This window comes from Methylobacterium sp. SyP6R, assembly GCF_019216885.1.
Classification (GTDB): domain Bacteria; phylum Pseudomonadota; class Alphaproteobacteria; order Rhizobiales; family Beijerinckiaceae; genus Methylobacterium.
This window is the reverse complement of record NZ_JAAQRC020000001.1, coordinates 2,375,654-2,402,337: the sequence shown is the minus strand read 5'-3', so window position 1 is coordinate 2,402,337 and position 26,684 is coordinate 2,375,654. Positions and strand designations below refer to the sequence as shown.

Genomic DNA, 26,684 nt, shown 5'->3' with positions numbered 1-26,684 from the left:
GAGCGCCTTTCGGTGCCTCGGTGCCTTGCCATGAGAGCCGATCCGGTGTAATCGGCCGGCCTCCACCGAAACATGAAGGGCGTGTGACGCTCCTCATTGCGTTCGTTGACCGCGCCAGCGCGAGGCAATCGCGTTGCTGCGCGGTCTTTTAATGGACGGGGACGCGAGATCCCCATCAGGCTGCCGTCCGCCGGGCAATCGTGCCCGACGGAGACCTGCCTGAAACAAGGAAAGGGCGTTAGGCCGTGATCCAGATGCAGACGAATCTGGACGTCGCCGACAATTCCGGCGCACGTCGCGTGATGTGCATCAAGGTGCTCGGCGGTTCCAAGCGCAAGTATGCCGGCGTCGGCGACATCATCGTGGTGTCGGTGAAGGAGGCTATTCCGCGGGGCCGCGTGAAGAAGGGCGACGTCATGAAGGCGGTCGTCGTTCGCACCGCCAAGGACGTCCGTCGGGCCGACGGTTCGGTGATCCGCTTCGACCGCAACGCGGCCGTGCTGATCAACAACCAGAAGGAGCCGATCGGTACGCGTATCTTTGGACCCGTGCCGCGCGAGCTGCGTGCTCGCAACCACATGAAGATCATCTCGCTGGCGCCGGAGGTGCTGTAATGGCTGCGAAGGTGAAGAAGGGCGACAAGGTCGTCGTCCTGACCGGCCGCGACAAGGGTCGCACCGGCGAGGTCATCCAGGTGATGCCGAAGGAAGATCGGGCCCTGGTCCGGGGGATCAACATGGTCAAGCGCCACACGCGCCAGACCCAGACCTCCGAGGGCGGGATCATCTCCAAGGAGGCGGCGATCCACCTGTCGAACCTGGCGGTCGCCGACCCCAAGGACGGCATGCCCACCCGGGTTGGTTTTCGCATTCTGGAAGACGGGCGCAAGGTTCGCTTCGCGAAGCGCTCGGGAGATCTGATCGATGGCTGAGGATCTGAAGGACGGGTACACCCCGCGGCTCAAGAAGCACTACGAGGAAGTGGTGCGTCCGAAGCTGATCGAAGAGTTCGGCTACACCAACCCGATGCAGGTGCCGGCGATCGAGAAGATCGTCGTCAACATGGGCGTCGGCGAGTCGACCCAGGACTCCAAGAAGGCCACCGTGGCGGCCGAGGATCTCGGCCTGATCGTCGGCCAGAAGCCGGTCATCACCCGGGCCCGCAAGGCGATCGCGACCTTCAAGGTCCGCGAAAACATGCCGATCGGCTGCAAGGTCACGCTGCGCAAGCAGCGGATGTACGAGTTCATGGACCGCCTGATCACCATCGCGCTGCCGCGCGTGCGTGACTTCCGCGGCCTGAACCCGAAGTCGTTCGACGGCCGCGGCAACTACGCCCTCGGGATCAAGGAGCACCTGGTGTTCCCCGAGATCAACTACGACAAGGCCCAGAACACCTGGGGCATGGACATCGTCGTGGCGACCACCGCCAAGACCGATGCCGAGGCCCGGGCGCTCCTGAAGCACTTCAACTTCCCGTTCCGGCAGTGAGGGCTCACCGCCCCCATACGCGGACACTGGAGAGCTAGAACATGGCTAAGACGAGCAAGATCGAGAAGAACAAGCAGCGGCGGGAGCTCGTGAAGCGCTACGCGCCGAAGCGCGAGGCGCTGCTGGCGACCGCCAACGACGAGTCGCTGTCGATGGAGGAGCGCTTCGAGGCGCGCCTCAAGCTGGCGGAGCTGCCCCGCAACTCCAGCGCGACCCGCATCCGCAACCGCTGCGAGATGACCGGCCGTCCCCGGGCTTACTACCGCAAGCTCGGCATCTCCCGCGTCGCCCTGCGCGACCTGGGGTCTCGGGGTCTGATCCCCGGCCTGGTCAAGTCCAGCTGGTAAGGGGAGCGCGCCACAGATGATCAACGATCCCGTGGGCGATATGCTCACCCGCATCCGCAACGGCCAGATGCGTCGTCGCAATGTCGTGCAGACCCCCGGCTCCAAGCTGCGGGCCCGCGTCCTCGACGTGCTGAAGTCCGAGGGTTACATCCGCGACTACGCCACGACCGATTACGGCAACGGGCGCACCGAGTTCGCCATCGAGCTCAAGTACTTCGACGGCCAGCCGGTGATCCGCTCGATCGAGCGCGTCTCCAAGCCGGGCCGCCGGGTCTACTCGTCGGTCGATACCCTGCCGCGCGTCGCCGACGGCCTGGGCATCACCATCGTCTCCACCCCTCAGGGCGTCATGGCCGACCACGAGGCGCGCGAGCGCAACGTCGGCGGCGAGGTGCTCTGCAAGGTCTTCTGACCTGCAGACCCTGACAGCCGAAAAGGAAAGACGAGCATGTCCCGCGTAGGCAAGAAGCCCGTGACCGTCCCGGCCGGCGTGACCGCCACCGTCGACGGCCAGAACGTCAAGATCAAGGGCCAGAAGGGCGAGCTGAGCTTCCGCGTTCCCGACCAGGTGTCGGTGACCCAGGAGAACGGCGCGATCTCGGTCCAGCCCCGGTCGCAGACCAAGGAGGCCCGCGCGATGTGGGGCCTCTCCCGCGCCCAGGTGTCGAACCTGGTCGAGGGGGTGACCAAGGGCTACGAGAAGAAGCTGGAGATCAGCGGCGTCGGTTACCGCGCCGCCGTCGCCGGCAAGGTTCTCAAGCTGTCGCTCGGTTACAGCCACGACGTCGAGTACGCGATCCCCGAGGGGATCACGATCGCGACGCCGAAGCCGGTCGAGATCGTCGTCACCGGCATCGACAAGCAGCGCGTCGGCCAGGTCGCGGCGGAAATCCGCGACTATCGCGGCCCCGAGCCCTACAAGGGCAAGGGCGTGAAGTACGCCGGCGAGTTCATCTTCCGCAAGGAAGGCAAGAAGAAGTAAGGACCGCCGGATGTCTCGCAAAATCGAACTGCTCGATCGGCGCCGCGCGCGCGTCCGGCGGGCGATCCGCAAGGCGGCCAACGGTCGTCCGCGGCTCTCGGTGTTCCGCTCCTCCAAGCAGATCTACGTCCAGGTCATCGACGATGCGACCGGCCACACGCTGGCCGCCGCCTCGAGTCTCGACAAGGACCTGCGGGCCCGCCTCAAGACCGGCGCCGACAAGGCCGCCGCGACCGAGGTCGGCAAGCTGGTGGCGGAGCGCGCCAAGGCGGCCGGGGTCACCCAGGTGATCTTCGACCGCTCGGGCTACCTCTATCACGGCCGGGTCAAGGCCCTGGCCGACGCGGCCCGCGAGGGCGGCCTGGACTTCTGATCCGTAAGAGGGGAGGGCGCTGGTTCAGCGCCGCCCCTTCGGGATCGGCACGATGTCCCATGAGGCGAGGGGGCCGATGAGGCTCCCTCTCTCATTGACGGCGGAATGACACACAGCGAGCGGGACCGCCGCCCGCGTCAGTCGATGGACAATACACATGGCACGTGAGCGTGAGGGTCGTCGCCGCGACGACCGCGAGGAGCGCGACAGCGAGTTCGTGGACAAGCTCGTCCACATCAACCGCGTCGCCAAGGTGGTGAAGGGCGGCCGTCGCTTCGGCTTCGCTGCCCTCGTCGTCGTCGGCGACCAGAAGGGTCGCGTCGGTTTCGGTCACGGCAAGGCCCGTGAGGTTCCCGAGGCCATCCGCAAGGCGACGGAAGCCGCCAAGCGCGGTCTCGTCCGCGTGGCGCTCCGCGAGGGCCGCACGCTGCACCACGACGTGCAGGGCCGTCACGGCGCCGGCAAGGTCATCCTGCGAGCGGCTCCTGCCGGTACCGGCATCATCGCCGGCGGCCCGATGCGCGCCGTCTTCGAGACCTTAGGCATGCAGGACGTCGTGGCGAAGTCGCTCGGCTCCTCGAACCCCTACAACCTCGTGCGCGCCACTTTCGACGCGCTCAAGAACGAGGATTCGCCCCGTTCGGTCGCGGCCCGCCGCGGTCTCAAGGTTTCGGCCCTGCAGGCCCGTCGTCGCGACGCCGATTCGGCCCCCTCGGCCGATTCCGCCGACGCAGCGTAAGGGAGGCACGAGATGGCTGAGAAGACCGTCCGCGTGCAGCAGATCGGCTCGCCGATCCGCCGCGAGGCCAGCCAGCGTCAGACGCTGATCGGCCTGAAGCTGAACAAGATGCACCGCATCGCCACGCTCGAGGACACCCCGTCTGTCCGCGGCATGATCGCGAAGGTGCATCACCTCGTGCGCGTTCTCGACGACGCGGCGTGAGGAGGGCATCATGAAGCTCAACGAAATCCGTGACAACGAAGGCGCAACCAAGAATCGGATGCGCGTCGGCCGTGGTATCGGCTCCGGCAAGGGCAAGACCGGCGGCCGCGGCGTGAAGGGTCAGAAGGCGCGCTCCGGCGTCGCCATCAAGGGCTTCGAGGGCGGCCAGATGCCGCTCCATCGTCGCCTGCCCAAGCGCGGCTTCAACAACCCGGGCGCGACCGATCTCAACGCGGTCAATATCGGGCGCATCCAGGAAGCCGTCGATGCCGGCCGTCTGGACGGCTCGGCGCCCGTGACCCTCGAGGCGCTGATCGCCGCCGGCGTGGTCTCCAAGGCCCGCGACGGCGTGAAGATCCTCGGCGTCGGCGAGCTGACCGCCAAGCTGACCTTCCAGGTTTCCCGCGCGTCCAAGTCGGCCGTCGAGGCGATCGAGAAGGCCGGCGGCTCGGTGACCCAGTCGCTCGCGACCGCCGACGAGGCTGTTGCGTCGGCGTAAGCCACACTTTAAGTCACCGATCATCGGCGGCGGCCCGTGCTTCCAGCGCGAGGCCGCCGCTCGTGTTTTGGGGGACGCTCCGCGCGTCCCCGACCGCGACGCCGCGGAACCCGACCCGAGGACACGTAACCCATGGCCTCTGCAGCCGAGCAGCTCGCCGCCAACCTCAATTTCGGCGCCATCGCCAAGGCCGAAGAACTCAAGAAGCGCATCTGGTTCACGCTTGGCGCCCTGATCGTCTACCGGCTCGGGACCTACATCCCGCTGCCCGGCATCGATCCCGACGCCTTGCGCCAGAGCTTCGCCAATGCCCAGGGCGGCGTGCTCGGCCTGTTCAACATGTTCTCCGGCGGTGCCGTCGAGCGCATGGCGATCTTCGCGCTCAACATCATGCCGTACATCTCGGCGTCGATCATCGTGCAGCTGCTCACCTCGGTGGTGCCGTCGCTCGAGGCGCTGAAGAAGGAGGGCGAGTCGGGCCGCAAGGTGCTCAACCAGTACACGCGCTACCTCACGGTGGTGCTGGCGATCTTCCAGGCCTGGGGCATCGCGGTCGGGTTGCAGAGCTCCGGCGGCATCGTTCAGGATCCCGGGCCGTTCTTCCTGGTCTCGACCGTCATCACGCTGACCGGCGGTACGCTGTTCCTGATGTGGATCGGCGAGCAGATCACCTCGCGCGGCATCGGCAATGGCTCCTCGCTCATCATCTTCGCGGGCATCGTCGCGCACCTGCCGCAGGCGATCGCCGGCACCCTGGAGCTCGGCCGCCAGGGCGCGCTCTCGACCGTGGTGATCCTCGGCGTCGTGGTGATGGCCGCCGCCGTCGTCTACTTCATCGTGTTCATGGAGCGCGCCCAGCGCCGCCTCCTGATCAACTACCCCAAGCGCCAGGTCGGCAACCGGATGTACGAGGGCCAGACCTCGTTCCTGCCGCTCAAGCTCAACACCTCGGGCGTCATCCCGCCGATCTTCGCCTCGTCGCTGCTCCTGCTCCCGGCCACCGCGGCGAGCTTCCAGACCGATCCGAACGGCACCGGGATCATCGCCACCATGGCGACCTATCTCGGCCACGGCCGGCCGCTCTACATGCTGCTCTACGCCGCCCTGATCATCTTCTTCGCCTTCTTCTACACCGCCGTGGTGTTCAACCCGCAGGAGACGGCGGACAACCTGAAGAAGCATGGCGGCTTCATTCCGGGCATCCGGCCGGGCGAGCGCACCGCCGAGTTCATCGACAAGGTGCTGTCGCGGATCACGGTGATCGGCGCCGCGTACCTGACGGTGATCTGCCTCATCCCGGAAATCCTGGTCTCCTACGCTTCGCTGCCGTTCTACTTCGGCGGCACGTCGCTGCTGATCGTGGTCTCGGTGACCATGGACACGGTGGCGCAGGTCCACGGCCATCTGCTGGCGCACCAGTACGAGGGCCTGGTGAAGAAGGCGAAGCTGCGCGGCGCTCGCCGGCGCTGAGGACAACGCAAGCGATGTGCCAGCCGGGCCGGATACAACCGGCCCGGCGCCCTTGCGTCGGGGCAGGGCCTTGGCGCATGGTCGGATTCCGGCCGGACAGGGTCCCGGGCTACAACAAGCAGACAGAGGCCGCGCCCCGGGACGAAGGATCCCGTGTGGGATGCGGTGGAGGGGAGTGACAGGTTATGCGGATCATTCTGCTCGGCCCGCCCGGCGCCGGGAAAGGCACCCAATCGGCGCGGATCGTCGAGCGGTTCGGAATCCCGCAGCTCTCGACCGGCGACATGCTGCGGGCCGCGGTGGCGGCCGGCACGCCGGTCGGCCTCAAGGCCAAGGCCCTGATGGAGAGCGGCGCGCTCGTCTCCGACGACATCGTGATCGGCATCGTCGCCGACCGGATCGAGGAGAAGGACGCCCGCGGCGGCTTCATCCTCGACGGCTTCCCCCGCACGGTGGCCCAGGCCGTCGCCCTCGAGACGATGCTGGCCGAGAAGGGCTTGGCGCTCGACGCGGTGGTCGAGTTCAGGGTCGACGAGGACGCCCTCGTCGGGCGCATCGCCAAGCGTGCCGCAGAGACCGAGGCCCGCGGCGAGCCGGTGCGCAAGGACGACACGCCGGAGGTGTTCAAGACCCGGCTCGAAGCCTACCGCACCCAGACCGCGCCGCTCTCGGCGCATTATGCCGGTACCGGCCTGCTGCGCCAGGTCGACGGCATGGCGCCGATCGACGAGGTGACCAAGCAGCTCGAGACGCTGCTTGCCCCGTTCCAGACCGTGTCGGTTTGACGCCGGCTGCGAGTTGACAAGAGATTGCGCCCGCGCTAGTGGGCGCTCCTTCGTTCAGACCCGGACGGCCCGGCGTGCCTCTCTGGAGGCCGCTCCGGGCCGATTTGCCGTCGGGACGAGCGTGCAGGGGCCGGCCTCCACCGGACGCGCGCGACACCAGACGAACAGCCGTCCGGGCATGATGCCCTGGGCGCGATGGAGAGCAGGAACACCATGGCCCGTATCGCCGGCGTCAACATCCCGACCAACAAGCGCGTCGTCATCGCGCTCCAGTACATCCACGGCATCGGTGCCAAGAAGGCCGAGGAGATCACCGAGAAGGTCGGTATCCCGGCCGAGCGTCGCGTGAACCAGCTCACCGACGCCGAGGTGCTGCAGATCCGCGAGACGATCGACCGCGACTACGTCGTCGAGGGCGACCTGCGCCGCGAAGTCGCGATGAACATCAAGCGCCTGATGGATCTCGGCTGCTACCGCGGCCTGCGTCACCGTCGCGGCCTGCCGGTCCGCGGCCAGCGCACCCACACCAACGCCCGCACCCGCAAGGGCAAGGCAAAGCCGATCGCCGGCAAGAAGAAGTAAGCCGCGTCGGGTTAAGAGATCGGCGGGGCCGGTCTCCGGTCTCGCCCGACACCGGCGGCGCGCGAGCGCCGCCACAGCGACTCGTAAGAGACGTCCCGAGCGCCTGGCACCACGGGCGCGCCTGAAGGATCGAAAGACAGTATGGCCAAGGAAGCAACCCGCGTCCGTCGTCGCGAACGCAAGAACATCGTGTCGGGCGTCGCTCACGTGAACGCCTCGTTCAACAACACGATGATCACCATCACGGACGCCCAGGGCAACACGATCTCGTGGTCGTCCGCCGGCGCCATGGGCTTCAAGGGCTCCCGCAAGTCGACTCCCTACGCCGCTCAGGTCGCGGCCGAGGATGCCGGCCGCAAGGCCGCCGAGCACGGCATGCGCACCCTCGAGGTCGAGGTCTCGGGCCCCGGCTCGGGCCGCGAGTCGGCTCTGCGCGCGCTCCAGGCGGCGGGTTTCACGGTGACGTCGATCCGCGACGTGACCCCGATCCCGCATAACGGCTGCCGCCCGCGCAAGCGCCGCCGCGTCTGATCGTCCACCGGCCGGGAGGCTTCGCCAGAGGCCTCCCGGCCGACGGTCCGCGAAGAGGATTGCGTGTCGAACCCCTTCACCGCCGATAGCGTCCGGCCCGGCGTCCTCCCCTGGACGCTGGGCAATCGCGTTGTGGTCGCCCTCAACGACGGTCATCTCGACGCGTCGATCGGGCTGGTGCGGGGCATCCCCGCCGACGAGGCCGGCCGGCTCCAGGTCGAGGGCTTCCGTTCGCCGGACGCCCCGCGGATCACCGTCAATGCCTTCCTGATCCTCGGCGGACCGGCTCCGGTCCTGGTCGATGCCGGGATGGGCGCAGGCGGTCCCGCTTCGCTCGGGCATTTGCCGAAGGCCCTTGCCGCCTGCGGCGTGGCACCGGAGGCGATCGGTACCGTCCTGGTGACCCACCTGCATTCCGATCATATCGGTGGGCTGATGGGACCGGACGGCGCTGCGCTCTACTCGAATGCCGAGGTGGTGATCCCGGAGGACGAGGCCGCCTACTGGCTCGCCGACGGGGCCGAGGCGCGGGCGCCTGAATCGGCGAGGGCCGGCTTCCGCCGCGCCCACGCGCTCGTGGCGGCGTACGGCGACCGGATCCGCCGGGCGGGCGAGGGCGAGGTGCTGCCGGGAATCGAGGCGATCCTGGCGCCCGGCCACACGCCCGGCCACACCGCCTACCGGATCGAGTCGGGCGATACGAGCCTGCTGATCTGGGGCGACGTGGTGCACATGCCGGCGATCCAGTTCGCCAAGGCAGAGGCGACCCTGTCCTTTGACGTGGACGGCGCGATGGCAGCCGCCACGCGCAAGCGCATCCTCGACCGGGCGGCGGCCGACCGCCTCCTGGTCGCCGGGATGCATCTCGAGTTTCCGGCCCTCGGCAGGGTCCGGCGCGACGGCGCCGGCTTCGCCTGGGTCCCGGAGCAGTGGAGCGCGGCGTCCTGACCGCCCCTGCTTCGACCGTGTGAGAGATCAGGACGGCGGTGTCTCCCGGGCGCGGGAGAGACCGCGAGGGGAGGGGCCCTTCGGGGTTGCCCCGGTGTAAGTTGGCGAGAGGTGCGAACGTGGTCATTCAGAAGAACTGGCAAGAGCTGATCAAGCCGAACAAGCTCGAGGTCACCCCCGGGCACGACCCGAAGCGGATCGCCACCGTGGTGGCCGAGCCGCTGGAGCGCGGCTTCGGCACCACCCTCGGCAATTCCCTGCGCCGTGTGCTCCTCTCCTCGCTCCAGGGCGCGGCCGTCACCTCCGTGCATATCGACGGCGTGCTGCACGAGTTCTCGTCGATTCCTGGCGTGCGCGAGGACGTCACCGACATCGTCCTCAACATCAAGACGATCGCGATCCGCTCGTCGAGCGACACCCCGAAGCGCATGACCCTGCGCAAGACCGGCCCGGGCCTCGTCACTGCCGGCGACATCGCGACGGTCGGCGACGTGCAGATCCTCAACCCCGACCTGGTGCTCTGCACCCTGGACGACGGGGCCGAGATCCGCATGGAGTTCACCGTGTCGGCCGGCAAGGGCTACGTCCCGGCCGAGCGCAACCGGCCCGAGGATGCGCCGATCGGCCTGATCCCGGTCGACGCGCTGTTCTCGCCGGTCACCAAGGTGTCCTACCGCATCGAGAACACCCGCGAGGGCCAGGATCTCGACAAGGACAAGCTGACCATGACGGTCGAGACCAACGGTGCGGTCTCGCCCGAGGATGCGCTGGCGTACGCCGCCCGCATCATCCAGGACCAGCTCCAGATCTTCGTCAACTTCGAGGAGCCCCGCAAGGAAGAGGCCGCGCCGCTGGCGCCGCAGCTGCCCTTCAACCCGGCCCTGCTCAAGAAGGTCGACGAGCTCGAACTGTCGGTCCGCTCGGCCAACTGCCTCAAGAACGACAACATCGTCTATATCGGCGACCTCATCCAGAAGACCGAAGCGGAGATGCTGCGCACCCCGAACTTCGGCCGCAAGTCGCTCAACGAGATCAAGGAAGTGCTCGCCGCCATGGGCCTGCACCTCGGCATGGACGTGCCCGGCTGGCCGCCGGAGAACATCGAGGACCTGGCCAAGCGCTTCGAGGAGCACTACTAGGCCCAACCGGCGGCGCGGGGTTAACCCGCGCCGCCACTCCCGATGCGCCCTCGATGATGGCGCATCGGGAGTGGCGGGAATCCGCACTCACCACAAAGGACGGCCGACCCGTGGCACGGCGGCCGAGAACCAAAGGAGAGAGCCATGCGTCACGGTTTCCGGGGTCGTCGCTTCAACCGTACCGTCGAGCATCGCAAGGCGATGTTCTCGAACATGTCGGCCGCGTTGATCAAGCACGAGCAGATCATCACCACCCTGCCGAAGGCCAAGGACCTGCGTCCCGTGGTCGAGAAGCTCATCACGCTGGGCAAGCGCGGCGACCTGCACGCCCGCCGTCAGGCGATCGCGGCGCTTCGCGGCGACGAGGTGATGGTCAAGAAGCTGTTCGACGTGCTCGGCCCCCGCTACGCCGGCCGTCCGGGCGGCTATTGCCGCATCATGAAGGCCGGCTTCCGCTACGGCGACAACGCCGCGATGGCGGTGATCGAGTTCGTCGACCGCGACGTCGACGCCCGCGGCAAGGATTCCGGCCCGGTCCAGGTCGCCGACGAGACCCCGGCGGAGTAATCCGCCCAAACCTCTCGATGCCTTCGAAGGCGGCCCTCGCGGGCCGCCTTTCCTTTTGCGCGGGAACCGCGCGAGCCGGTGCGCGATCTCCCAACGGCATCCGCCGCACGCGAAAGGAGACGTGGCTCCATGACCAAGCTGACCATCCCGGCTCTCGCCGCCCTGATCCTCGCCGGCACGGGTACGGCAGCTCTCGCCGACAAGGTCGGCGCCGACTGGATGCCGATCGGCCAGGTGATCCAGAAGGTCGAGGCCGCCGGCTATACCCAGATCTCCGAGATCGAGGCCGATGACGGCCACTGGGAAGGGGAGGGGATGAAGGACGGCAAGCCGATGAAGTTCAAGGCCGATCCCCGCACCGGCGCCATCCTGTCCGAGAAGGCCGGCAAGTAAGGGCATCTCGCCGGGCGATCGACGCGCGAAAGGCTGGATTCCGGCGGGCGGGAGGCGCAAAGGTGACGCGCCTCTCCGTCCACCAGCGATCTTGTCCGATGACCGCCATTCCTTCGCTCGCCGACCTCCAGGCCCGCTACGCCGCTCTGCAGGAGCGCGGCCTCAAGCTCGACATGACCCGGGGCAAGCCCTCGCCCGAGCAGCTCGACCTGTCGGAGGGCCTGGCGGCCCTCCCCGGCAACCGCGACCACCGCACGGAAGCCGGTGAGGATGCGCGCAATTACGGCGGCGTGCAGGGCCTGGCCGAGGTACGGGCCCTGTTCGCCCCGGTGCTCGGCGCCCCGCCGGAGCGGATCGCCGTCGGCAACAACTCGAGCCTCGCGCTCATGCACGATTGCATCGTCTACGCGCTGCTCAAGGGCGTGCCCGGCGGGGCGCAGGCGTGGTCGAAGGAGGAGGAGATCCGCTTCCTCTGCCCGGTGCCGGGCTACGATCGCCACTTCGCCCTGTGCGAGACCTACGGCATCGGCATGATCCCGGTCCCGATGACCGCCGACGGGCCGGACATGGACGTGGTGGAGCGGGAGGCCCGCGATCCCCGGGTGAAGGGGATGTGGGCGGTGCCGCAATATTCGAACCCGGGCGGTGAGACCTATTCCGACGCCACCGTCGAGCGGCTCGCCCGGATGGAGACCGGCGCGCCGGATTTCCGGCTGTTCTGGGACAATGCCTACGCGCTGCACCACCTGACCGAGCGACGCCCCAATCTCCGCAACGTCCTGGAGGCCTGCGCGGAAGCCGGCCATCCGGACCGGGCGATCGTCTTCGCCTCGACCTCGAAGGTGACCCTGGCGGGCGCGGGCCTCGCGATGCTGGCCTCGTCGGAGGCCAATATCCGCTGGTATCTGGCGAATGCCGGCAAGCGCAGCATCGGGCCGGACAAGCTCAACCAGCTGCGCCACATCCGCTTCCTGCGCGACCAGGCCGGGCTCGACCCCCTGATGGACGGCCATCGCCGGCTGCTGGCTCCGAAGTTCCGCGCCGTCACCGAGACCCTGAACCGCCATCTCGGCGGCACCGGCGTCGCGCGCTGGAGCGAGCCGGAGGGCGGGTACTTCATCCTGCTCGAAGTGCCGGAGGGCTGCGCCACCCGCGTGGTCAAGCTCGCTGCCGCCTGCGGGCTCGCGCTGACGCCGGCCGGCGCCACCCACCCCTATGGCCGCGACCCGCAGGACCGGCTGCTGCGCCTCGCCCCGTCCTACCCGAAGCCCGCCGAGGTCGAGGCGGCGGCCGAGGTCGTGGCGACCTGCGTGCTGCTGGCCGCCGCCGAGAGCCGGGAGAACGGCGGGAGCGGCCAGGTCGCGGCGTGAGCGCCGCCCGCCGGGTCTCGAACCGCTCCCCGTCCGGGGCGGTTCGGGGCCCGGGCCCGATCAGTCCTTGCGCCGGTCCGCGCACTGGATGAACCGCATCATCACGCGGGGCACGTCGGGATCGTCGGAGACCAGCGTCGCCTGCTCGGCCATGGCCTGGGCGATGAGCAGCGAGCCGAACGGCTCGCGGTCCTCCGCCCCCCGCGGCAGCTTGCGCAGCGCCCGACAATGCTCCGGGCGCAGGTCGAGCCAGGTGAAGCTGCCGTCCTCGACCGCCTGCAGGATCTCCCGGATATCGGCCGACAGGGTGCCGAGGCGGATCGCCTGGGTGATCTCCCAGAGCGAGACCGCGCTGACCAGCACCGTGTTGCGGGGATTCGCGATGCGGTCCCGGGCCCGCTCGCCGAGGCGGGGATCGTCGCTCAGCCACCAGAGCAGGGCGGGGGTTCCGAGGAGCAGCCTCACTCGTCGTCGCCCTGCCGCGCGGTGGATGCCTCGGCGACATCCTCGGCCATGCGGATCCTGTCCTTGAGCGCGCCCGGCCGGCGGCGCGGCGGTTCTGGAAGCGACGGGGGACGGAGTTCAGCGATGACGACGCCGTGCGAGGTGACGGCGAAGGACCGGCCCTGCCGGGCCTGGTCGAGATAAGCCTTCATCTGCGCCCGGAACGTCCGTAGGCCGACTCGCTCGAGCGGAGCGTTGTTCCGGTGCTGATCGGCCAAAGCGACATCTCCTGTTGCGTCATGGACGACCTCTCCACAAGGTCGCCCCTCAAGTCAGTCGAGACAAGGCAGTCTCGGGGCGAGCCGGCTGGCAGGGAGCGATATCGGTCGCGGTCCGGGCGGCTTTGGCTCAAGAGGTCCTGCCGGAGGCCGCCCGGTAGTCGCGCGGGGCCACGCCATAGACCTGACGGAACGCACGGCTGAGACGCGCGCCGTTGCCGAAGCCGTAGGCCTCTCCGATCTCGCCGATGGACCGCCGTTCGAGCGGATCGTCGAGCGCCGTCCGGATCGCCGCCAGCCGCTGACGCGCGAGAGTGCGCGCGATCCCGCCCTCCGGCTCGAACAGGCGGTAGAGCTGCGAGCGCGACATGCCGAGCGCCTTCGCCATCGCGTCGATCCGGAGCGGCGTGCCGAGGTGGCCGCGAAGGAACTGCTTCGCGCTTTTCAGCCGGACGGCATCGAGCGACGTGCTGGCACGGTCCGCCGCCTCCAGGCTCGGGCGCGCACAGGCCGCGACCATGTGGAGCGTGGCCTGGGCGACATGGGCCGCCTCCACGGTCGTGAGCCCGTGGCCGTTCGCGGCGAGGCTCCGCAGGTGATCGGCGAGGAGGCGCCCGGTCCCGCCCTGCAGGATCAGCCCGTGCAACGCCTCCTCGTCGGGCAGCACGGCGGCGACGGACGAACGCGGCAAGGCGAGGATCAGCGAGCCCGTTTCCGGCACCCGGCTGCGGCGATAGGGCTGCGACAGGTCGTTGAGGCTGACCGCGCCGGCCGGAACGTCCGTCGTGCCGTGCTCGGTCTCGACGCGGTAGGCGTGCCGGCTCAGATGCAGGATGAATCCGTCCTGGCCGTCGCGCCGGATCTGCGATCGGGAGCGGGACGGGCCTTGGGGCGCGGCGTTCATGACGCGCAGGGCCATCGCGCCCACCACGACCGTCTCGATGCTGCCCGAGAACCCGACCGGGTCGGCGTCGAGGTCGTGAGCCGAGAACAGGCTGCGCCAGGCCGCGAAACGGTCGCGCTCGGGGACGCTGTCCGTCGTGAAGAGGGACCGGGGAACGAGGGGCACGGCAGGTCCGCGGTGTTGCGATGCCGGACGATGTTAGCTCCTATCGCGCAGCCGGCCAGAATCATTCGGGCCACACTCGGCCATCATCTGCTCCCCAATCATTGTCCGACGACGCGGATACCGGCTCGCCGCAGAAAACTTCCTACGATGAGGCCTGGATCGGCGCTCGATCGCAGTCCCACGTTGCACGAGATTCGCGCCAAGCCCGCTTTGATCGGCCTTTTCCCATCTGCGACCTCATCCTGAGGTGTCAGTTCATCGGAGATGGACTGACCTCGAAGGAGGGCTCCAGAGGACGCTGTGATCCCTGGAGCCCTCCTTCGAGGTCAGCCGATCTTTGATCGGCTAACACCTCAGGATGAGGTCGCAGGTGGAACGACCTTGCGATACCGCCAGAAATCTCCGTCATGTGCTGTGTCGCGACGCGATCAGGCACCGATCGGGCGACGCGATCGCCTCCCATTCAATGTACCGCCGCCGAAGCCGGCACACCCGGCTCCGCCGGAACGTGGACCGGCGCCGGCCGCCGCCGGGAGAACAGCAGGATCAGGACCGGCAGGATGATCAGGATCAGGATCGGCGCCAGGCTCATGCCGCCGACCACCACCAGCGCCAGCGGCTTCTGCACCTGCGAGCCGACGCCGGCCGAGAAGGCGGCGGGCAGGAGGCCGACGCCGGCGACGACGCAGGTCATCACCACCGGGCGCATCTGGGTATAACAAGTCTTCAGCATCGCCTCTTCCCGCTCCTCGCCGCGCGCGATCAGGCCGTTGTAGTGGGTGAGCACGATGATGCCGTCCATCACCGCGATACCGAGCAGCGCGATGAAGCCGATCGCCGCCGAGACCGAGAACGGCGTCTCGGTGACGGCGAGCGCCACCACGCCGCCGGCCACCGCCATCGGGATCACCGAGAGCGCCAGCAGTGTGTCGACGAGGGATCCGAAATTCACGAACAGCAGCACGGCGATCAGCAGGATCGCCAGCGGCACCGTGACCGAGAGGCGAGCGAGCGCCCCCTGCATGTTGTTGAACTCGCCGACCAGCTCCAGCCGGTAGTCCGGCGGGAGCTTCACCTCCCGCGCCACCCGCTCCCGGGCCTCGATGATGGTGCTGCCGAGGTCGCGGTCGCGCACGCTGAACTTCACCGGCAGGTAGCGCTCCTGGCCCTCGCGGTAGATGTAGGCGGGGCCCGACACCAGCTCGACATCGGCGACGGCGTTGAGCGGGATCTGGACGGTCACGCCGCTCTGGGTCTGGCCGGCGATGCGCAATTCGCGGATGGCCCGCACGCTCTGGCGGTACTGCGAGGCCAGCCGCACGATGATCGGATAGTGGCGCTCGCTGCCGGTATCGTAGAGCTCGCCCGCCGAGTCGCCGCCGATCGCGGTGCGGACGGTCGTGTTGATGTCGCCCGGCGTCAGACCGTAGCGGGCGGCCCGGATGCGGTCGACGTTGATCTGCACCGTCGGCTGGCCGAGCGAGGTGAAGACGCCGAGATCGGTGACGCCGGGGACGCGCTTGAGGACCGCCTCGACCTCCCGCGCCACGTCGGTGAGCTTCTGCAGATCGGGCCCGAACACCTTGAACGAGTTCTCGCCCTTGATGCCCGACACCGCCTCGGCGACGTTGTCCTGAAGGTATTGCGACAGGTTGAACTCGACGCCCGGGAACTCGGTGCGCAGCCGTTCCAGCAGGGCGCCGGTCATCGCATCCTTCGACATGCCCTCGCGCCATTGCTCGGCGGGCTTGAGCGGCGCGAAGAATTCGCCGTTGAAGAAGCCGGCGGCGTCGGTGCCGTCGTCGGGCCGCCCATGCTGCGACACCACCCGCTCGACCTCCGGCACCTCGGCGATCACCCGGCGGATGCGGTTGACGTAGAGGTTGCCCTCCTCGAGCGAGATCGTCGCCGGCATGGTGGCGCGGATCCAGAGGTTGCCTTCTTCCAGCTTGGGCAGGAATTCGAGGCCGAGATTGCGCCCCTCGACGGCAACGCCGGCGAAGATCAGGCCGGCGACGCCCAAGGTCAGGGTGCGGTGGGCGAGGGCCGCCCGGATCACCGGCCGGTAGGCCCGGTCGAGGGCGCGGACCAGGATCGTCTCGACCTCGTGGATATGGCCCGGCAGCAGGTAGGCCGAGAGGACCGGCGTCACCGTGAAGGTGGCGATGAGGCCGCCCAGGAGCGCATAGGCATAGGTCTGGGCCATCGGCCCGAAGATGTTGCCCTCGACGCCCGACAGGGTGAAGAGCGGCAGGAAGCCGGTGACGATGATCACCGCCGCAAACACGATCGAGCGGCTGACGTCGGAGGAGGCGAGCGCGATCAGCCCGAGCTTCCTCGGCATGCCCTTGGCCCCGGCCAGCCCCGGCGAGAGCGGCGGCCCGTGGCCCGAGAGGCGGCGGAAGATCGCCTCGACCATGATGACCGTGCCGTCGACGATCAGGCCGAAATCGAGCGCGCCGACCGACAGCAGGTTGGCGGATTCGCCCCGCACCACCAAGATGATGACGGCGAAGAACAGCGCGAAGGGGATCGTCGCCACGACGATCAAGGCGCTCCTCAGGTTGCCGAGGAAGAGCCACTGCACCACCAGGATCAGCAGGATGCCGACCAGCATGTTGTGCAGCACGGTGTGGGTGGTGACGGCGATGAGGTCGGCGCGGTCGTAGATGCGCTCGATCCTGACGCCGGGCGGCAGGATGCCGGCGGCCTCGATCCTGGCGACCTCGGCCTTCACCGCCTCGATCGACGGGGTCGAGCGCTCGCCCCGGCGCATCAGCACGATGCCCTGGACGATGTCGTCGTCCTCGTTCATCCCGGCGATGCCGAGCCGCGGCTGGTGGCCGATGGTGATGGTGGCCACGTCCTTCACCAGGACCGGCGCGCCGCCCGACTGCGCCAGCACCGTCTCGCCGATATCGTCGACGGAGCGGATCAGGCCGACGCCGCGCACCACCGCCGACTGGCTCCCCAGGGTGATGCGGTTGCCGCCGACATTGAGGTTGCTGTCGTTGAGGGTCTTGACCACGCCCGAGAGGGTGAGGCCGTGGGCCATCAGCCGGTCGAGGTCGACGCCGATCTCGAAGGTCTTGGTCTTGCCGCCCCAGCCGATCACGTCGATGACGCCCGGCACGGCGCGGAAGCGCTTGCGCAGGACCCAGTCCTGGAGCGTCTTCAGGTCGAGCACGCTGTAGCCGTCCGGCGCGACGAGCTTGTAGCGGAAGATCTCGCCGATCGGGCTCACCGGCGAGATGGTGGGCTTGGCGCCGTTCGGCAGGGTGTCGAGCTGGGCGAGCCGGTTGAGCACCTGCTGCTCGGCCTCGCGGTAGCTGTTGGCGAAGCCGAATTGCAGCTTCACGTCGGACAGGCCGTAGAGCGAGACGGTGCGGACCTGCTTCAGGTCGGGCAGGCCGGAGGTGATGACCTCGATCGGCACCGTGATGTAACGCTCGATCTCCTCGCCAGAGAGGCCCGGCGCCTGGGTGATGACGTTCACCATCGGCGGCGTCGGGTCGGGATAGGCCTCGATGTTGAGGCTCTGGAACGCCGCGAGTCCGCCGAGCATCAGGGCCACGAAGGCCAGGACGACGAGGGCGCGCTGGCGCAGGGCGAGGCCGACGATGCCGGTCATGGCCGTTGATCCGAAATGCTGAAGGGAGCGAGGGGAAAGAGCGTCAGCTCTGGGTCGACATCCGGTCGATGAAGAGCGAGCCGCGGGAGATCACCCGCTCGCCTTCCCGGAGGCCGTCGAGGATCTCGACGGTCGAGCCGTCGACGATGCCGGCCCGGACCGGCCGGCTCTCGACCGAGTTGTCGGCCCGCAGCACCCAGACGCTGGCCTTGTTGCCCTCCAGGATGACCGCGGCGCGGGGCACGGCGTGGGACAGGCTCTCGCGCTCGTTGATGATGCGGACGCTCGCATACATCTCGGGCTTGAGCAGGCCCTGGCGGTTGTCGATCTCGGCCCGCACGGTGATGCGCCGGGTCGCGGGGTCGACCGAGGTGCCGATGAAGTTGATCCGCCCCTCGAAGGTTTTCTCCGGGTGGGCCGGGACCCGGAAGGTGATCTTCTCGTCGATCTCGACCTTGGCGGCGTCGGCCTCGCGCAGCTGCGCGATGAGCCAGACCTTCGACAGATCGCCGATGATGTAGGACGGCTCGCCGCTCGAGCCGACATACTGGCCCGGGCCGATCTTGCGCTGGATGATCGTGCCGCTGAGCGGCGCGTTGATCGGCGTGTCGGGGTTGATCGCCGAGCCTCGCGAGAGGGCCGCCATCTCCTCGTCGCGAAGCCCCAGGATGCGCAGACGGTTGCGCACCGCCTCCAGGCCCACCTCGGCGGTGCGGTTGTCGTTGGTGGCCGACGTCAGGTCGTTCTGGGCCACCTGCAATTCGCGCAAGGTCGTGGCCCGGGTCTCGAACAGGTCGCGCTGGCGCTTCTCGGCGGCCTGCGCGAAGGTGAGCTGCGAGCGGCTCTTGTTCAGCACGTTGAGGGCGGCGAGGTAGTCGTTCTGCGCCTGCACCATCTCGTTGGCCTGGACCGAGAACAGCGGCTGGCCGCGCTTCACCTGCTCGCCGGTGCGGGCGAAGATCGCGATGACGCGGCCGGGATAGGGCGAGAAGACCGGCGTCGCCTGGTACTCATCGACCCCGATCTTGCCCTCGGTGGCGATCTCCTCGAAGAACTGGCGTTTGACCACCGGCTCGCTCGACACCGTGGCGAGCTGGGACGCGGTGAGGGTGAAGGCCTTGCCGGCGGGCAGCCGGGCCGGCACGTCCGCGAAGGCGGTGATCGGCTCCTGGCGGTGACTCGGGCGCAGGTAAGGGTAGGCGACGACCGCCCCGGCGGCCAGGACGGCCAGGATCACGACTTGGCTGATCGGTCTCAAGGTCCGGGGCATGTCCGTCACGCTTCTTCGTCGGCGGGCTCAGGGCTGCGGCACGGCGGGGATGACCGTTCGGCAACGCGCACGCAACACTTAGCAAAAGTTGCTGACGCAAGCGTGAATGAATCGCAAGCCCGAACAGTTCCGGACCTGCTGTGCCGCCGGCGATACACTCGGCCGCATTAGTTCGACCGTACTAGATCGAAGGTGCGAGAGAAGATGAGGCGGCTAAAGCATTCTCCGACGACGCGGATGCCGGGTCGTCTCAGAAAATGCGGCAAAATCAAAGACTTGAGATGCCGGCCGATGACAACGTCAGGGCGCGCGACAGGATCGCTCGCTTGCGGCTCCGGCCCTTCCCATTCCCCACCTCATCCTGAGGTGTGAGCGAAGCGAGCCTCGAAGGAGGGCACCAGAAGTTTCAGGGCTATCTGGAGTCCTCCTTCGAGGTCACTCGATCTGCGATCGCCAATACCTCGGGATGAGGTGGAGGATGGGAGAACTCCAGGGCCGGCGAGCTTCACGCCGGTGCCGTGTACATCCGTGCGACACCATGATCGGGCGCCGGCCCGAGGGGTCAGCCCCCCGGCGCGAGCAGGCCTGCCACCCGCGCCGCCAGGTCGGCGGAGGGGAAGGGCTTTTCCAGCACCGAGAAATCCGCCGGGATCCGCGCCGCCTCGGCGTGGCCGGTGACGAGCAGGAACGGCAGGGCGGGCCAGTTCCGGCGCACCGCCTCGGCGAGGTCGAGGCCGCTCATGCCGGGCATCGCCAGGTCGGCGACGACGAGATCGAACCGCTCGGCCGCGAGCCGTTCGAGCGCCGCCTCGCCGCTCGGCACCGCGGTCTCGTCGTAGCCGAAGCCGTTGAGGAACGAGGCCGTGACGTGGCGGACCTGGGGATCGTCGTCGACCACCAGGATCCTGGCCCGGCGCGGCGCCGGGACCGGGGCGCTTGCCGCGATGGGGGCCGCCTCCACCGCCTCGTGGGAGCGCGGCAGGTAGAGCAGCACCGTGGTGCCGTGCCCGACCTCGCTCTCGATCCGGATCGTACCGCCGGATTGCTGGACGAGGCCGAACACCATGGCAAGGCCGAGCCCCGTGCCCTGGCCGACGCCCTTGGTGGTGAAGAACGGCTCGAACACTCTCCCTAAAATTTCCGGCGGGATGCCGGTGCCGGTATCGCGGATCGCGATCACCGCGTAGTCGCCGGGCTTCAGGTTCGGATCGGAACTGGCCCGCACCGTCTCGTTGCGGGTCGAGAGGGCGACGATCCCGCCCTCGGGCATCGCGTCGCGGCCGTTGATGCAGAGGTTGAGGATCGCGAGTTCGAGCTGGTCGGGATCGACCTTCACCGGCCACAGATCGTCGCTCAAGGCGTGCTCGACCTGCACGAAGCCCCCCAAGCTGCGCCCGAGCAGGTCGTCCATGCCGCGGATCACCGCGTTGAGGTCGACGACGCGGGCCTGGAGGTCGCGGCGGTGGCTGAAGGTGAGGAGGCGCTTGGTCAGCGCCGCGCCGCGCTGCGCGGCTTGAGCGGCATTGGTCATCAGCCGCGTGAGGCGGGCATCCCCCGCCACCTTCGGCAGGGCGAGTTCGAGGCTGCCGAGGATCGCCGTGAGCAGGTTGTTGAAATCGTGCGCGACGCCGCCGGCCAGCGTGCCCAGCGCCTGCATCTTGTCGGCCTGGCGCAGGCGTCGTTCCAGCAGGCGCTGCTCGGTGATGTCGCGCGCGATCACCGCGAGATGGACCACCGCCCCGGCGGGATCGCGGATCGGCACCCGCGTCACCTGGTTCCAGGATTCCCGGGCCGGCGCCGACGCACCCTCCGGGCCGCCGCCCTTGACCACGATCTCGGTCGGCGCGCCGGCTTCGACCGCCGACCGGTCGGCGGCCTCGGCCGCCTCCGCCGCGGAGCTCAAGGCAGGGCCGAGGATCGCCGCCTCGGTGCGGCCGAGGCAGGCCTCGATCGAGGGGGCTCCCAGGCGTTCCGCCATGCGGGCGTTGAGGCGCAGGAAGCGACCGTCGGTGTCCTTGAAGGCGATCGCATCGCCCGAATGATCCAGGAGGCCGCGCAGCAGGGCGCGTTCGGTCGCGAGTTCCCGGGCGAGGCGGTGGCGCTCATAGGCGCTGCGCACCGCGTTGCGCAGCAGCGCCGGGTCCCACGGCTTGGTGATATAGCCGGTGATGCCGCCGCGATTGAGCGCCGAGACCACCGCCGAGATGTCGGCATAGCCCGTGAGCAGGATCGACTGCGCATCCGAGATCTCCCGGGCCCGGGCCAGCAGGGCGTCGCCGGTCAGGCCCGGCATGCGCTGGTCGGAGAGAATGACGTCGATGTCGGGCTCGGCGGCGATCAGCTCCAGGGCCTCGGCCGGCCGGCTGGTGGTGATGACCCGGTACTCGTCCTCGAACAGGTCCTCGAGGGCGACCAGGATGTCCGGCTCGTCGTCGACCGCCAGGATGGTGCCGCGCAAAGTCGGCTTCGTCGCGCTGGTCGTCATGCCTACGCTCATGCGGCCCGCCTCGGAATGCTGATCACGAAGCAGGCCCCTCCCTCGGGCGACGATTCCACGGATAATTGTCCGCTATGCGCCTGCACGACGCTGTAGGCAATGGCGAGACCTAGCCCGGTGCCGGATCCGACCGGCTTCGTGGTGAAGAACGGCTCGAAGATACGCTCGCGCAGATCCTCCGGCACGCCCGGGCCGGTGTCGCAGATCCGGATCACGTCGTGGTCGTCGCGGATCGCGGTCTCGATCGTGATGGTGCCCTCATGGGGAATCGCGTCGGCGGCGTTGCCGAGGATGTTCATCACCACCTGGTTGAGCAGGGCCGGCGAGCACCGGATCTCGGGCGCGCCGGCGAACTCCTTGCGCACGGCGATGCGCGTGCCGAGCTTGTGCTGGATCAGCGCCAGCACGTTCTCGATCGCGTCCGGCACGTTGACGGTCTGCATCTCGCCCTCGTCGAGGCGCGAGAACTTGCGCAGGTTGACGACGAGATCCTGGATCCGGGACAGGCCGAGGCGCATCGACCCGACCCGGTCGCGGGCCTTGTCGAGGGCGCGCCGCGACGGATCGCCCTCCGGCACCGCGCCCGCCACCTCGCCGATCAGCCGCTCGACCGTGCCCTGATGGGCCAGGATGAAGGCCAGCGGATTGTTGATCTCGTGGGCGATGCCGGCGACCAACTCGCCGAGGGAGGCCATCTTGGCGGCCTGGACGAGCTTGGCCTGGGTGTCCTTGAGGCGGTGATTGGCCTGTTCGAGGTCGTGGTTGGCCTGCGCCAGGGCGCCGGCGAGAGCCGCCTTCGCCTCCGCCGCGGTGGCCTCGGCCTTGGCACGCTCGGCGGCGAGCGCGTGGCGGCGCACCTCGTCGGCGACCCGGCGATCGTCCTCCTCCAGGAGCTTACGGCGCACCAGCGTGCGCACCCGGATCGCCAGGAGATCGGCATCGGCTCCCCGCGGCGAGACGTCCTTCGTCACCACGTCGTCGGCGCCGGCCGAGAACGCCTCGACCAAGAGGTCCTTGCTGGAGGAGGCGGCCGAGCCGATTCCGACGAGGGAGAAGCCCGGTGCCCCGGCGCCGGTGGCGGCAACGCGGAGTGCGTCGATCCGGCGGCACAGCGCGATGGCGTCGAAGCCCGTGCCCAGGAGGTCGACGGTGACGCAGTCGAAATGCTTGCCCGGCGCCTCGAGCGCCGCCATCGCCTGGTCGGGCCCGTCGGCGGCGACGACCTCGTGCCCCTCCTGGCCGAGCAGCGCCGAGAGATAGGCCCGGAAGGTCGCCGAGCCGTCGACGACGAGAATGCGGGCGCGGCGGAAATTCGCCGTCCGGCCCGGCTCGTCCGCCGGCACGGCGGCGCGCTCACGTAGCAGCGCCCGGATGCGCAGCAGCAGGAGGTCGCGGTCGGCGGATTTCGGCACGTAGGCGTCGGCGCCGCTCTCCAGGCCCTGGCGCTCGATGTCCCGCCCGCTCGCCTCGGTCAGCATCAGCACCGGCGTCGCCCGGGTGCGCATGGCGAGCCGCATCTGACGCGTCAGCTCGTCGCCGTTCATCCCGGGCAGGTGGTAATCGGCCACCACCAGATCGGGCAGGCCGTGATTCATCGCCTCGAGCGCCGCTTCCGCCGTGGCGTGGCGCGTCACCGCAAAGCCGTTGCGCTCCAGGAAGAGGCGCAATTGCAGGGCCTGGGTCTCGGAATCCTCGACCAGCAGGATGCGGGACGAGGAAGCGGGCGAGCCCGTCACGCCGGGAAGCCCGGCTGGACGGCCCGCAGGATCCGCGGGGCGATCAGGTCGAGGGGGAGCACGCTGCCCGCCGCCTTGAGGCGCACCGCCGCCGCCGGCATCCCGTAGACCACGGCCGAGCTCTCGTGCTCGGCGATGGTGGCCGCTCCCGCCAGATGCATGTCGAGGAGGCCTTGGGCGCCGTCCTCGCCCATGCCGGTCAGCAGCACCCCGAAGCCACGCGGTCCGGCCGAGCGGGCGACGGAGCGGAACAGCACGGTGGCCGAAGGACGCTGGCCGCCGACCGGCGGTTCGTCGACGAGGGTCAGGAGACCGCCGGGCCCGAGCGCCAGGTGCCGGTCGCCGGGCGCGACGTAGACGTGGCCGGGTTGCGGCCGCACGCCCTCGGTGGCGATGACGACGGTGAGCGGCACGACGCCGTTCAGCCAGTCGGCGAAGCCCTCCATGAAGGCCGCGCCCATGTGCTGGACGAGAAGCACGGGGAGCGGGAAATCCGCCGGCAGGCCGCCGAGCAGCCTGGCGAAGGCGGGCGGTCCCCCCGTCGAGGCGGCGACCGCCAGCACGCTCGGCGCCTGGGTCGCGGGTATCGTGCCTCGAAAATCCTCCCGGGGTGCATCGCCGCGGGTGAGGCGTTCCGCGCCGATCGGCCGGCGCCGGATCACCGGCACCTGGCTCATGATGCGCAATTGCGTGCAGATCTGGTCGGCGATCGCCTCGTAGGCGCGGTGGCCGGTGCCGACCGGCTTCTCGACCACGCTGAGCGCGCCCGCCCGCAGGGCGTTCATCGAGATCTTGAGCGAGGAATCCTCGACCGCGTCGGCCACGACCACGATCGGGGTCGGGCGCTCGGCCATGATCCGCCGGGTGGTCTCCAGCCCGTCGATGCCCGGCAGGCGGATGTCCATCGAGATCACGTCGGGCTGGACCCGGTGGATCTCGCGCAGGGCCTCCTCGCCGGAATCGACCGCGGCGACGAGGGCGAGCCGCGGGTCGCGGCTGACGATGTGGGCGAGGAGCTGGCGCACCACCAGCGAATCCTCCACCAGCATGACGCGGACGGGGGTGCTCACAGCAGCTGACCGATCGTGTCGAGAAGCTCGCGCTGGTCGAACTTCTGCTTGGTGATGTAGGCGTCGGCCCCGAGATCGAGGCCCCGGCGGATGTCGGCGGGATCGCCGCGAGAGGTCATCAGGATCACGGGCAGCCGCGTCAAGCCCGGATCGGCCTTGACCGCCTGGAGCAGGCCGAACCCGTCGAGGCGCGGCATCTCCACGTCGGCGACCACGAGGTCGACGTCCGCCCCATCCCGGCGCAGGCGGTCGAGGGCGTCCTGCCCGTCGACGCAGACGAAGACCCGGTAGCCGTGGGCCTCCAGGATGCTCTTCTCCAGGGTCCGGGTGGTGATCGAATCGTCGACCACCAGCACAGTCGGTACGCGCTTCGCGCGGCGCTCAGGGAGGCTCGCGGGGGCGGCCGCCACCAGCCCGCCGGTTCGCGCCCGGGCGCACAAGCCTTCCGCGTCGAGCACCAGGGCGGGCATCTCGTCGGCGAGCATGACGGTGCCCGACATCAGCGCCGGATCGCCGCCGAAGGGCGGGGCCGGGCCGACGAGGAGCACCCGCACGTCGAGGAGCCGGTCGACGGCGACCGCACTGAGCGCGGGGCCGCAGCGCAGGAGGACGGCGCGGACGAGGCCGTCACGGAGGGGGAGGGGAGCGACACCGGATCCGAGGAGCGAGGCGAGGGGGACGAGAGGCACGACAACGTCCCGTCCCCCCTGCTTGATCCGTGCCGCCGGCTCGCCGGCGACGGACGCGAGGTCGCGCTCGGTGAGGCGCAGGAGGCCGGCGACCGCGCCGCTCGGCAGGCCGAAGGTCTGGGGCGCCTCGCCCGGCCTCAGGGCCGCCTCGACGAGCAGCACCGGCTGGCGCGCGGCGGAGAGCGGCACGGTGATGACCACGTCGGTGCCGGAGGGCTCCGCTGGCCGTAAGGAGGCCCGGCCGCGCAGGGACCGCGCGGCTTCCGCCACCACCGACAGGCCCATGCCGCGCCCGGCGATCCGGTCGACGGCGGTCGCGGTGGAGAAGCCCGGGGCGAAGACGAGGTCGAGGATCTCGTCCGGGCCGGGCTCAGGTCCCGGCGCCACCAGGCCCTGGCGCCGCCCGGTCTCGAGGATGCGGGCGAGGTCCGGGCCGCGGCCGTCGTCGCGGATCGTCACCACGAGCTGGCTGCCCTTCGAGGCCACCGACAGGGTGACGGACAACGCCTCGGGCTTCCCCGCCTTCCGCCTCGCCTCGGGACTTTCCGCTCCGTGGCTGATCGTGTTGCGCAGGGCGTGCAGCACCGGATCCTTCAGCGCTTGCAGCAACCCGCGATCGACCTGGAGGTCGAGGCCGTTGAGCCGCACCTCGATCGGCAATCCGGCCTCGCGGGCGATCTCCCGCACCATCCGGCCGTAGCCGCCGAACACCGTCTCGGCCGGGACCAGGAGCAGCCGGTCGGCATCGTCGCGCAGGCGCCGCAGGGCGGTGTCGACCGCGCCGGTGCTGCGGCTCTGCACCCGGGCGAGGCCCGAGATGCCGCGGATCACCGCCCTCAGGTCGCCGTCGAGGCGGCGCACCCGGTCGACGAAGCCGTCGAGCGCGATGCCCGCCGGGTCGCCGGCCTCGCGCAGGCGGCGGGCGAGCGCCACCATCTCGCCGGTGCGCCCCTGCACCGTGTCGACGCTGCGGCGCAAGGCGCGCGCGCCGGATTCGAGCCCCGTGACCGCCCCACCGATCGCCTCCTGGCCCTGGAGCACGGCGGTGAGGTCGTGCACCGCCTTCGACAGGCTCTCGACTTGGTCGCTGGCGATGCGCAGGTAGGAGATCGCGCCGTCATGGGGCTCGGGTGCCGGCTTCGGCTCGGGCCTGGGTTCCGGCTCGGGCCTGGATGCGGGCTCGGCGGACGGGACCGGCGCGCCGGACAGGCAGGCATCGAGCGCCGCGATGGCATCGGCGGGGGCCGCCGGCTCAGGGGTCTCGGCGAGGCCCGCGACCAGCCCCTCGATCCGGTCGAGGGCGAGCTCGACCACCCCGGCGGTGGCCCGGTCGAGGCCAGTACGGCCCTGCACCACCCGGTCAAACAGGGCCTCCAGCCGATGGGCGATCTCCTCCACCGCCGGCAGGTCGACGGCGCGGGCCGCCCCCTTCAGGCTGTGGGCGCGGCGGAAGACGTCGTTCCAGTCCGCCGGCCGGCCCGCTTCGGCCGCGGCGAGGGCCGCCCGGATCGCCGCGAGGTGCTCGCGGTGCTCGGCGTCGAAGGCCGCGAGGAGGAGCTGGCGGATGTCGTCCATCGGGGC

General features: G+C 69.5%; 28 protein-coding genes. 19 read left to right on the top strand and 9 right to left on the bottom strand.

Annotation, left to right across the window (positions count from 1 at the left end; genetic code table 11):
• Window positions 1–245: 245 nt before the first annotated feature.
• The 19 genes from rplN (at window position 246) to HBB12_RS11020 (ending at window position 12,419) form a co-directional block, all read left to right on the top strand.
• Window positions 246–614, top strand: a complete 369-nt coding sequence (gene rplN, locus HBB12_RS11110; RefSeq protein WP_048425823.1) for a 50S ribosomal protein L14 — start codon at window positions 246–248, stop codon at window positions 612–614.
• Window positions 614–931: a 50S ribosomal protein L24 gene (rplX, locus tag HBB12_RS11105; protein WP_236989399.1), complete on the top strand. Its 318-nt coding sequence runs from the start codon at window positions 614–616 to the stop codon at window positions 929–931. The genes rplN and rplX overlap by 1 nt, the downstream gene beginning before the upstream one ends.
• A complete protein-coding gene (gene rplE / locus HBB12_RS11100) occupies window positions 924–1,490 on the top strand; it encodes a 50S ribosomal protein L5 (RefSeq protein ID WP_139035990.1) in 567 nt (188 codons plus the stop codon). Before rplX ends, rplE begins: the two co-directional genes overlap by 8 nt.
• A gap of 41 nt (window positions 1,491–1,531) precedes the next feature.
• A complete protein-coding gene (gene rpsN / locus HBB12_RS11095) occupies window positions 1,532–1,837 on the top strand; it encodes a 30S ribosomal protein S14 (RefSeq protein ID WP_165085704.1) in 306 nt (101 codons plus the stop codon).
• 16 nt (window positions 1,838–1,853) lie between these two features.
• Window positions 1,854–2,249: a 30S ribosomal protein S8 gene (gene rpsH, locus HBB12_RS11090; protein ID WP_048425827.1), complete on the top strand. Its 396-nt coding sequence runs from the start codon at window positions 1,854–1,856 to the stop codon at window positions 2,247–2,249.
• A 36-nt stretch (window positions 2,250–2,285) separates the two neighbouring features.
• Window positions 2,286–2,819 carry a 50S ribosomal protein L6 gene (gene rplF, locus HBB12_RS11085; protein ID WP_236989398.1) on the top strand — a complete coding sequence of 178 codons (534 nt, stop codon included), beginning with the start codon at window positions 2,286–2,288 and terminating at the stop codon, window positions 2,817–2,819.
• Window positions 2,820–2,829: 10 nt separating this feature from the next.
• Window positions 2,830–3,192, top strand: a complete 363-nt coding sequence (gene rplR, locus HBB12_RS11080) for a 50S ribosomal protein L18 (protein WP_048444838.1) — start codon at window positions 2,830–2,832, stop codon at window positions 3,190–3,192.
• Between the two features lie 157 nt (window positions 3,193–3,349).
• Window positions 3,350–3,931 carry a 30S ribosomal protein S5 gene (rpsE, locus tag HBB12_RS11075; RefSeq protein WP_203157579.1) on the top strand — a complete coding sequence of 194 codons (582 nt, stop codon included), beginning with the start codon at window positions 3,350–3,352 and terminating at the stop codon, window positions 3,929–3,931.
• 12 nt (window positions 3,932–3,943) lie between these two features.
• Entirely contained in the window at window positions 3,944–4,135 is a 192-nt protein-coding gene (gene rpmD, locus HBB12_RS11070; protein WP_048431924.1) for a 50S ribosomal protein L30, read from the top strand.
• Between the two features lie 10 nt (window positions 4,136–4,145).
• The gene (rplO, locus tag HBB12_RS11065) at window positions 4,146–4,634 is read left to right on the top strand and encodes a 50S ribosomal protein L15 (RefSeq protein ID WP_236989397.1); all 489 of its coding nucleotides are present in this window, start codon (window positions 4,146–4,148) and stop codon (window positions 4,632–4,634) included.
• Window positions 4,635–4,766: 132 nt separating this feature from the next.
• A complete protein-coding gene (gene secY / locus HBB12_RS11060) occupies window positions 4,767–6,104 on the top strand; it encodes a preprotein translocase subunit SecY (protein ID WP_236989396.1) in 1,338 nt (445 codons plus the stop codon).
• 185 nt (window positions 6,105–6,289) lie between these two features.
• Window positions 6,290–6,889, top strand: a complete 600-nt coding sequence (locus HBB12_RS11055) for an adenylate kinase (protein WP_236989395.1) — start codon at window positions 6,290–6,292, stop codon at window positions 6,887–6,889.
• A gap of 213 nt (window positions 6,890–7,102) precedes the next feature.
• Window positions 7,103–7,471, top strand: a complete 369-nt coding sequence (gene rpsM / locus HBB12_RS11050; protein ID WP_236989394.1) for a 30S ribosomal protein S13 — start codon at window positions 7,103–7,105, stop codon at window positions 7,469–7,471.
• A gap of 141 nt (window positions 7,472–7,612) precedes the next feature.
• Window positions 7,613–8,002 (top strand): 30S ribosomal protein S11, encoded by a 390-nt coding sequence (gene rpsK, locus HBB12_RS11045; protein ID WP_015928609.1) that lies wholly within the window; start codon window positions 7,613–7,615, stop codon window positions 8,000–8,002.
• Window positions 8,003–8,065: 63 nt separating this feature from the next.
• Window positions 8,066–8,950 (top strand): MBL fold metallo-hydrolase, encoded by an 885-nt coding sequence (locus tag HBB12_RS11040; protein ID WP_236989393.1) that lies wholly within the window; start codon window positions 8,066–8,068, stop codon window positions 8,948–8,950.
• Between the two features lie 101 nt (window positions 8,951–9,051).
• On the top strand, window positions 9,052–10,089 hold the full coding sequence (locus tag HBB12_RS11035) for a DNA-directed RNA polymerase subunit alpha (RefSeq protein WP_206289816.1): 1,038 nt from the start codon (window positions 9,052–9,054) through the stop codon (window positions 10,087–10,089).
• A gap of 144 nt (window positions 10,090–10,233) precedes the next feature.
• Window positions 10,234–10,656: a 50S ribosomal protein L17 gene (gene rplQ / locus HBB12_RS11030; RefSeq protein ID WP_236989392.1), complete on the top strand. Its 423-nt coding sequence runs from the start codon at window positions 10,234–10,236 to the stop codon at window positions 10,654–10,656.
• A 129-nt stretch (window positions 10,657–10,785) separates the two neighbouring features.
• Window positions 10,786–11,049, top strand: a complete 264-nt coding sequence (locus tag HBB12_RS11025; protein WP_236989391.1) for a PepSY domain-containing protein — start codon at window positions 10,786–10,788, stop codon at window positions 11,047–11,049.
• Between the two features lie 98 nt (window positions 11,050–11,147).
• Window positions 11,148–12,419, top strand: a complete 1,272-nt coding sequence (locus tag HBB12_RS11020; protein ID WP_236989390.1) for an aspartate aminotransferase type Ic — start codon at window positions 11,148–11,150, stop codon at window positions 12,417–12,419.
• Between the two features lie 60 nt (window positions 12,420–12,479).
• On the opposite strand, the gene HBB12_RS11015 is transcribed toward HBB12_RS11020, so the two are convergent.
• From HBB12_RS11015 to HBB12_RS10975, 9 genes are all read right to left on the bottom strand, one after another.
• Window positions 12,480–12,884 (bottom strand): type II toxin-antitoxin system VapC family toxin, encoded by a 405-nt coding sequence (locus tag HBB12_RS11015; RefSeq protein ID WP_236989389.1) that lies wholly within the window; start codon window positions 12,882–12,884, stop codon window positions 12,480–12,482.
• Window positions 12,881–13,141 carry a prevent-host-death protein gene (locus HBB12_RS11010; RefSeq protein ID WP_236989388.1) on the bottom strand — a complete coding sequence of 87 codons (261 nt, stop codon included), beginning with the start codon at window positions 13,139–13,141 and terminating at the stop codon, window positions 12,881–12,883. The genes HBB12_RS11015 and HBB12_RS11010 overlap by 4 nt, the downstream gene beginning before the upstream one ends.
• 130 nt (window positions 13,142–13,271) lie before the next feature.
• Entirely contained in the window at window positions 13,272–14,210 is a 939-nt protein-coding gene (locus HBB12_RS11005; protein WP_236989387.1) for a helix-turn-helix domain-containing protein, read from the bottom strand.
• 463 nt (window positions 14,211–14,673) lie between these two features.
• Window positions 14,674–17,841, bottom strand: coding sequence for an efflux RND transporter permease subunit (locus tag HBB12_RS11000; protein WP_236989386.1), 3,168 nt, complete (start codon window positions 17,839–17,841; stop codon window positions 14,674–14,676).
• 43 nt (window positions 17,842–17,884) lie between these two features.
• Window positions 17,885–19,099 (bottom strand): efflux RND transporter periplasmic adaptor subunit, encoded by a 1,215-nt coding sequence (locus tag HBB12_RS10995; RefSeq protein WP_236989385.1) that lies wholly within the window; start codon window positions 19,097–19,099, stop codon window positions 17,885–17,887.
• Between the two features lie 574 nt (window positions 19,100–19,673).
• The gene (locus HBB12_RS10990) at window positions 19,674–21,596 is read right to left on the bottom strand and encodes a response regulator (protein WP_236989384.1); all 1,923 of its coding nucleotides are present in this window, start codon (window positions 21,594–21,596) and stop codon (window positions 19,674–19,676) included.
• Between the two features lie 8 nt (window positions 21,597–21,604).
• Complete coding sequence (locus HBB12_RS10985) at window positions 21,605–23,344, bottom strand: response regulator (RefSeq protein WP_236989383.1); 1,740 nt, start codon at window positions 23,342–23,344, stop codon at window positions 21,605–21,607.
• Window positions 23,341–24,393 carry a chemotaxis-specific protein-glutamate methyltransferase CheB gene (gene cheB / locus HBB12_RS10980; RefSeq protein WP_236992746.1) on the bottom strand — a complete coding sequence of 351 codons (1,053 nt, stop codon included), beginning with the start codon at window positions 24,391–24,393 and terminating at the stop codon, window positions 23,341–23,343. The genes HBB12_RS10985 and cheB overlap by 4 nt, the downstream gene beginning before the upstream one ends.
• Window positions 24,394–24,410: 17 nt before the next feature.
• The gene (locus HBB12_RS10975; protein WP_236989382.1) at window positions 24,411–26,678 is read right to left on the bottom strand and encodes a hybrid sensor histidine kinase/response regulator; all 2,268 of its coding nucleotides are present in this window, start codon (window positions 26,676–26,678) and stop codon (window positions 24,411–24,413) included.
• Between the last annotated feature and the right edge of the window lie 6 nt (window positions 26,679–26,684).

What these genes read in the sequence shown, in the direction of transcription:
- rplX (WP_236989399.1), top strand. Translation starts at nt 614, where the DNA reads ATGGCTGCGAAGGTGAAGAAGGGCGACAAGGTCGTCGTCCTGACCGGC.
- rplQ (WP_236989392.1), top strand. Translation starts at nt 10,234, where the DNA reads ATGCGTCACGGTTTCCGGGGTCGTCGCTTCAACCGTACCGTCGAGCAT.
- rpmD (WP_048431924.1), top strand. Translation starts at nt 3,944, where the DNA reads ATGGCTGAGAAGACCGTCCGCGTGCAGCAGATCGGCTCGCCGATCCGC.
- rpsM (WP_236989394.1), top strand. Translation starts at nt 7,103, where the DNA reads ATGGCCCGTATCGCCGGCGTCAACATCCCGACCAACAAGCGCGTCGTC.
- HBB12_RS11025 (WP_236989391.1), top strand. Translation starts at nt 10,786, where the DNA reads ATGACCAAGCTGACCATCCCGGCTCTCGCCGCCCTGATCCTCGCCGGC.
- HBB12_RS11055 (WP_236989395.1), top strand. Translation starts at nt 6,290, where the DNA reads ATGCGGATCATTCTGCTCGGCCCGCCCGGCGCCGGGAAAGGCACCCAA.
- HBB12_RS10975 (WP_236989382.1), bottom strand. Translation starts at nt 26,678, where the DNA reads ATGGACGACATCCGCCAGCTCCTCCTCGCGGCCTTCGACGCCGAGCAC.
- HBB12_RS10990 (WP_236989384.1), bottom strand. Translation starts at nt 21,596, where the DNA reads ATGACGACCAGCGCGACGAAGCCGACTTTGCGCGGCACCATCCTGGCG.
- rpsH (WP_048425827.1), top strand. Translation starts at nt 1,854, where the DNA reads ATGATCAACGATCCCGTGGGCGATATGCTCACCCGCATCCGCAACGGC.
- rplO (WP_236989397.1), top strand. Translation starts at nt 4,146, where the DNA reads ATGAAGCTCAACGAAATCCGTGACAACGAAGGCGCAACCAAGAATCGG.
- HBB12_RS11000 (WP_236989386.1), bottom strand. Translation starts at nt 17,841, where the DNA reads ATGACCGGCATCGTCGGCCTCGCCCTGCGCCAGCGCGCCCTCGTCGTC.
- HBB12_RS11020 (WP_236989390.1), top strand. Translation starts at nt 11,148, where the DNA reads ATGACCGCCATTCCTTCGCTCGCCGACCTCCAGGCCCGCTACGCCGCT.
- rpsK (WP_015928609.1), top strand. Translation starts at nt 7,613, where the DNA reads ATGGCCAAGGAAGCAACCCGCGTCCGTCGTCGCGAACGCAAGAACATC.
- rplR (WP_048444838.1), top strand. Translation starts at nt 2,830, where the DNA reads ATGTCTCGCAAAATCGAACTGCTCGATCGGCGCCGCGCGCGCGTCCGG.
- secY (WP_236989396.1), top strand. Translation starts at nt 4,767, where the DNA reads ATGGCCTCTGCAGCCGAGCAGCTCGCCGCCAACCTCAATTTCGGCGCC.
- rplE (WP_139035990.1), top strand. Translation starts at nt 924, where the DNA reads ATGGCTGAGGATCTGAAGGACGGGTACACCCCGCGGCTCAAGAAGCAC.
- rpsE (WP_203157579.1), top strand. Translation starts at nt 3,350, where the DNA reads ATGGCACGTGAGCGTGAGGGTCGTCGCCGCGACGACCGCGAGGAGCGC.
- rplF (WP_236989398.1), top strand. Translation starts at nt 2,286, where the DNA reads ATGTCCCGCGTAGGCAAGAAGCCCGTGACCGTCCCGGCCGGCGTGACC.
- cheB (WP_236992746.1), bottom strand. Translation starts at nt 24,393, where the DNA reads ATGCTGGTGGAGGATTCGCTGGTGGTGCGCCAGCTCCTCGCCCACATC.
- rpsN (WP_165085704.1), top strand. Translation starts at nt 1,532, where the DNA reads ATGGCTAAGACGAGCAAGATCGAGAAGAACAAGCAGCGGCGGGAGCTC.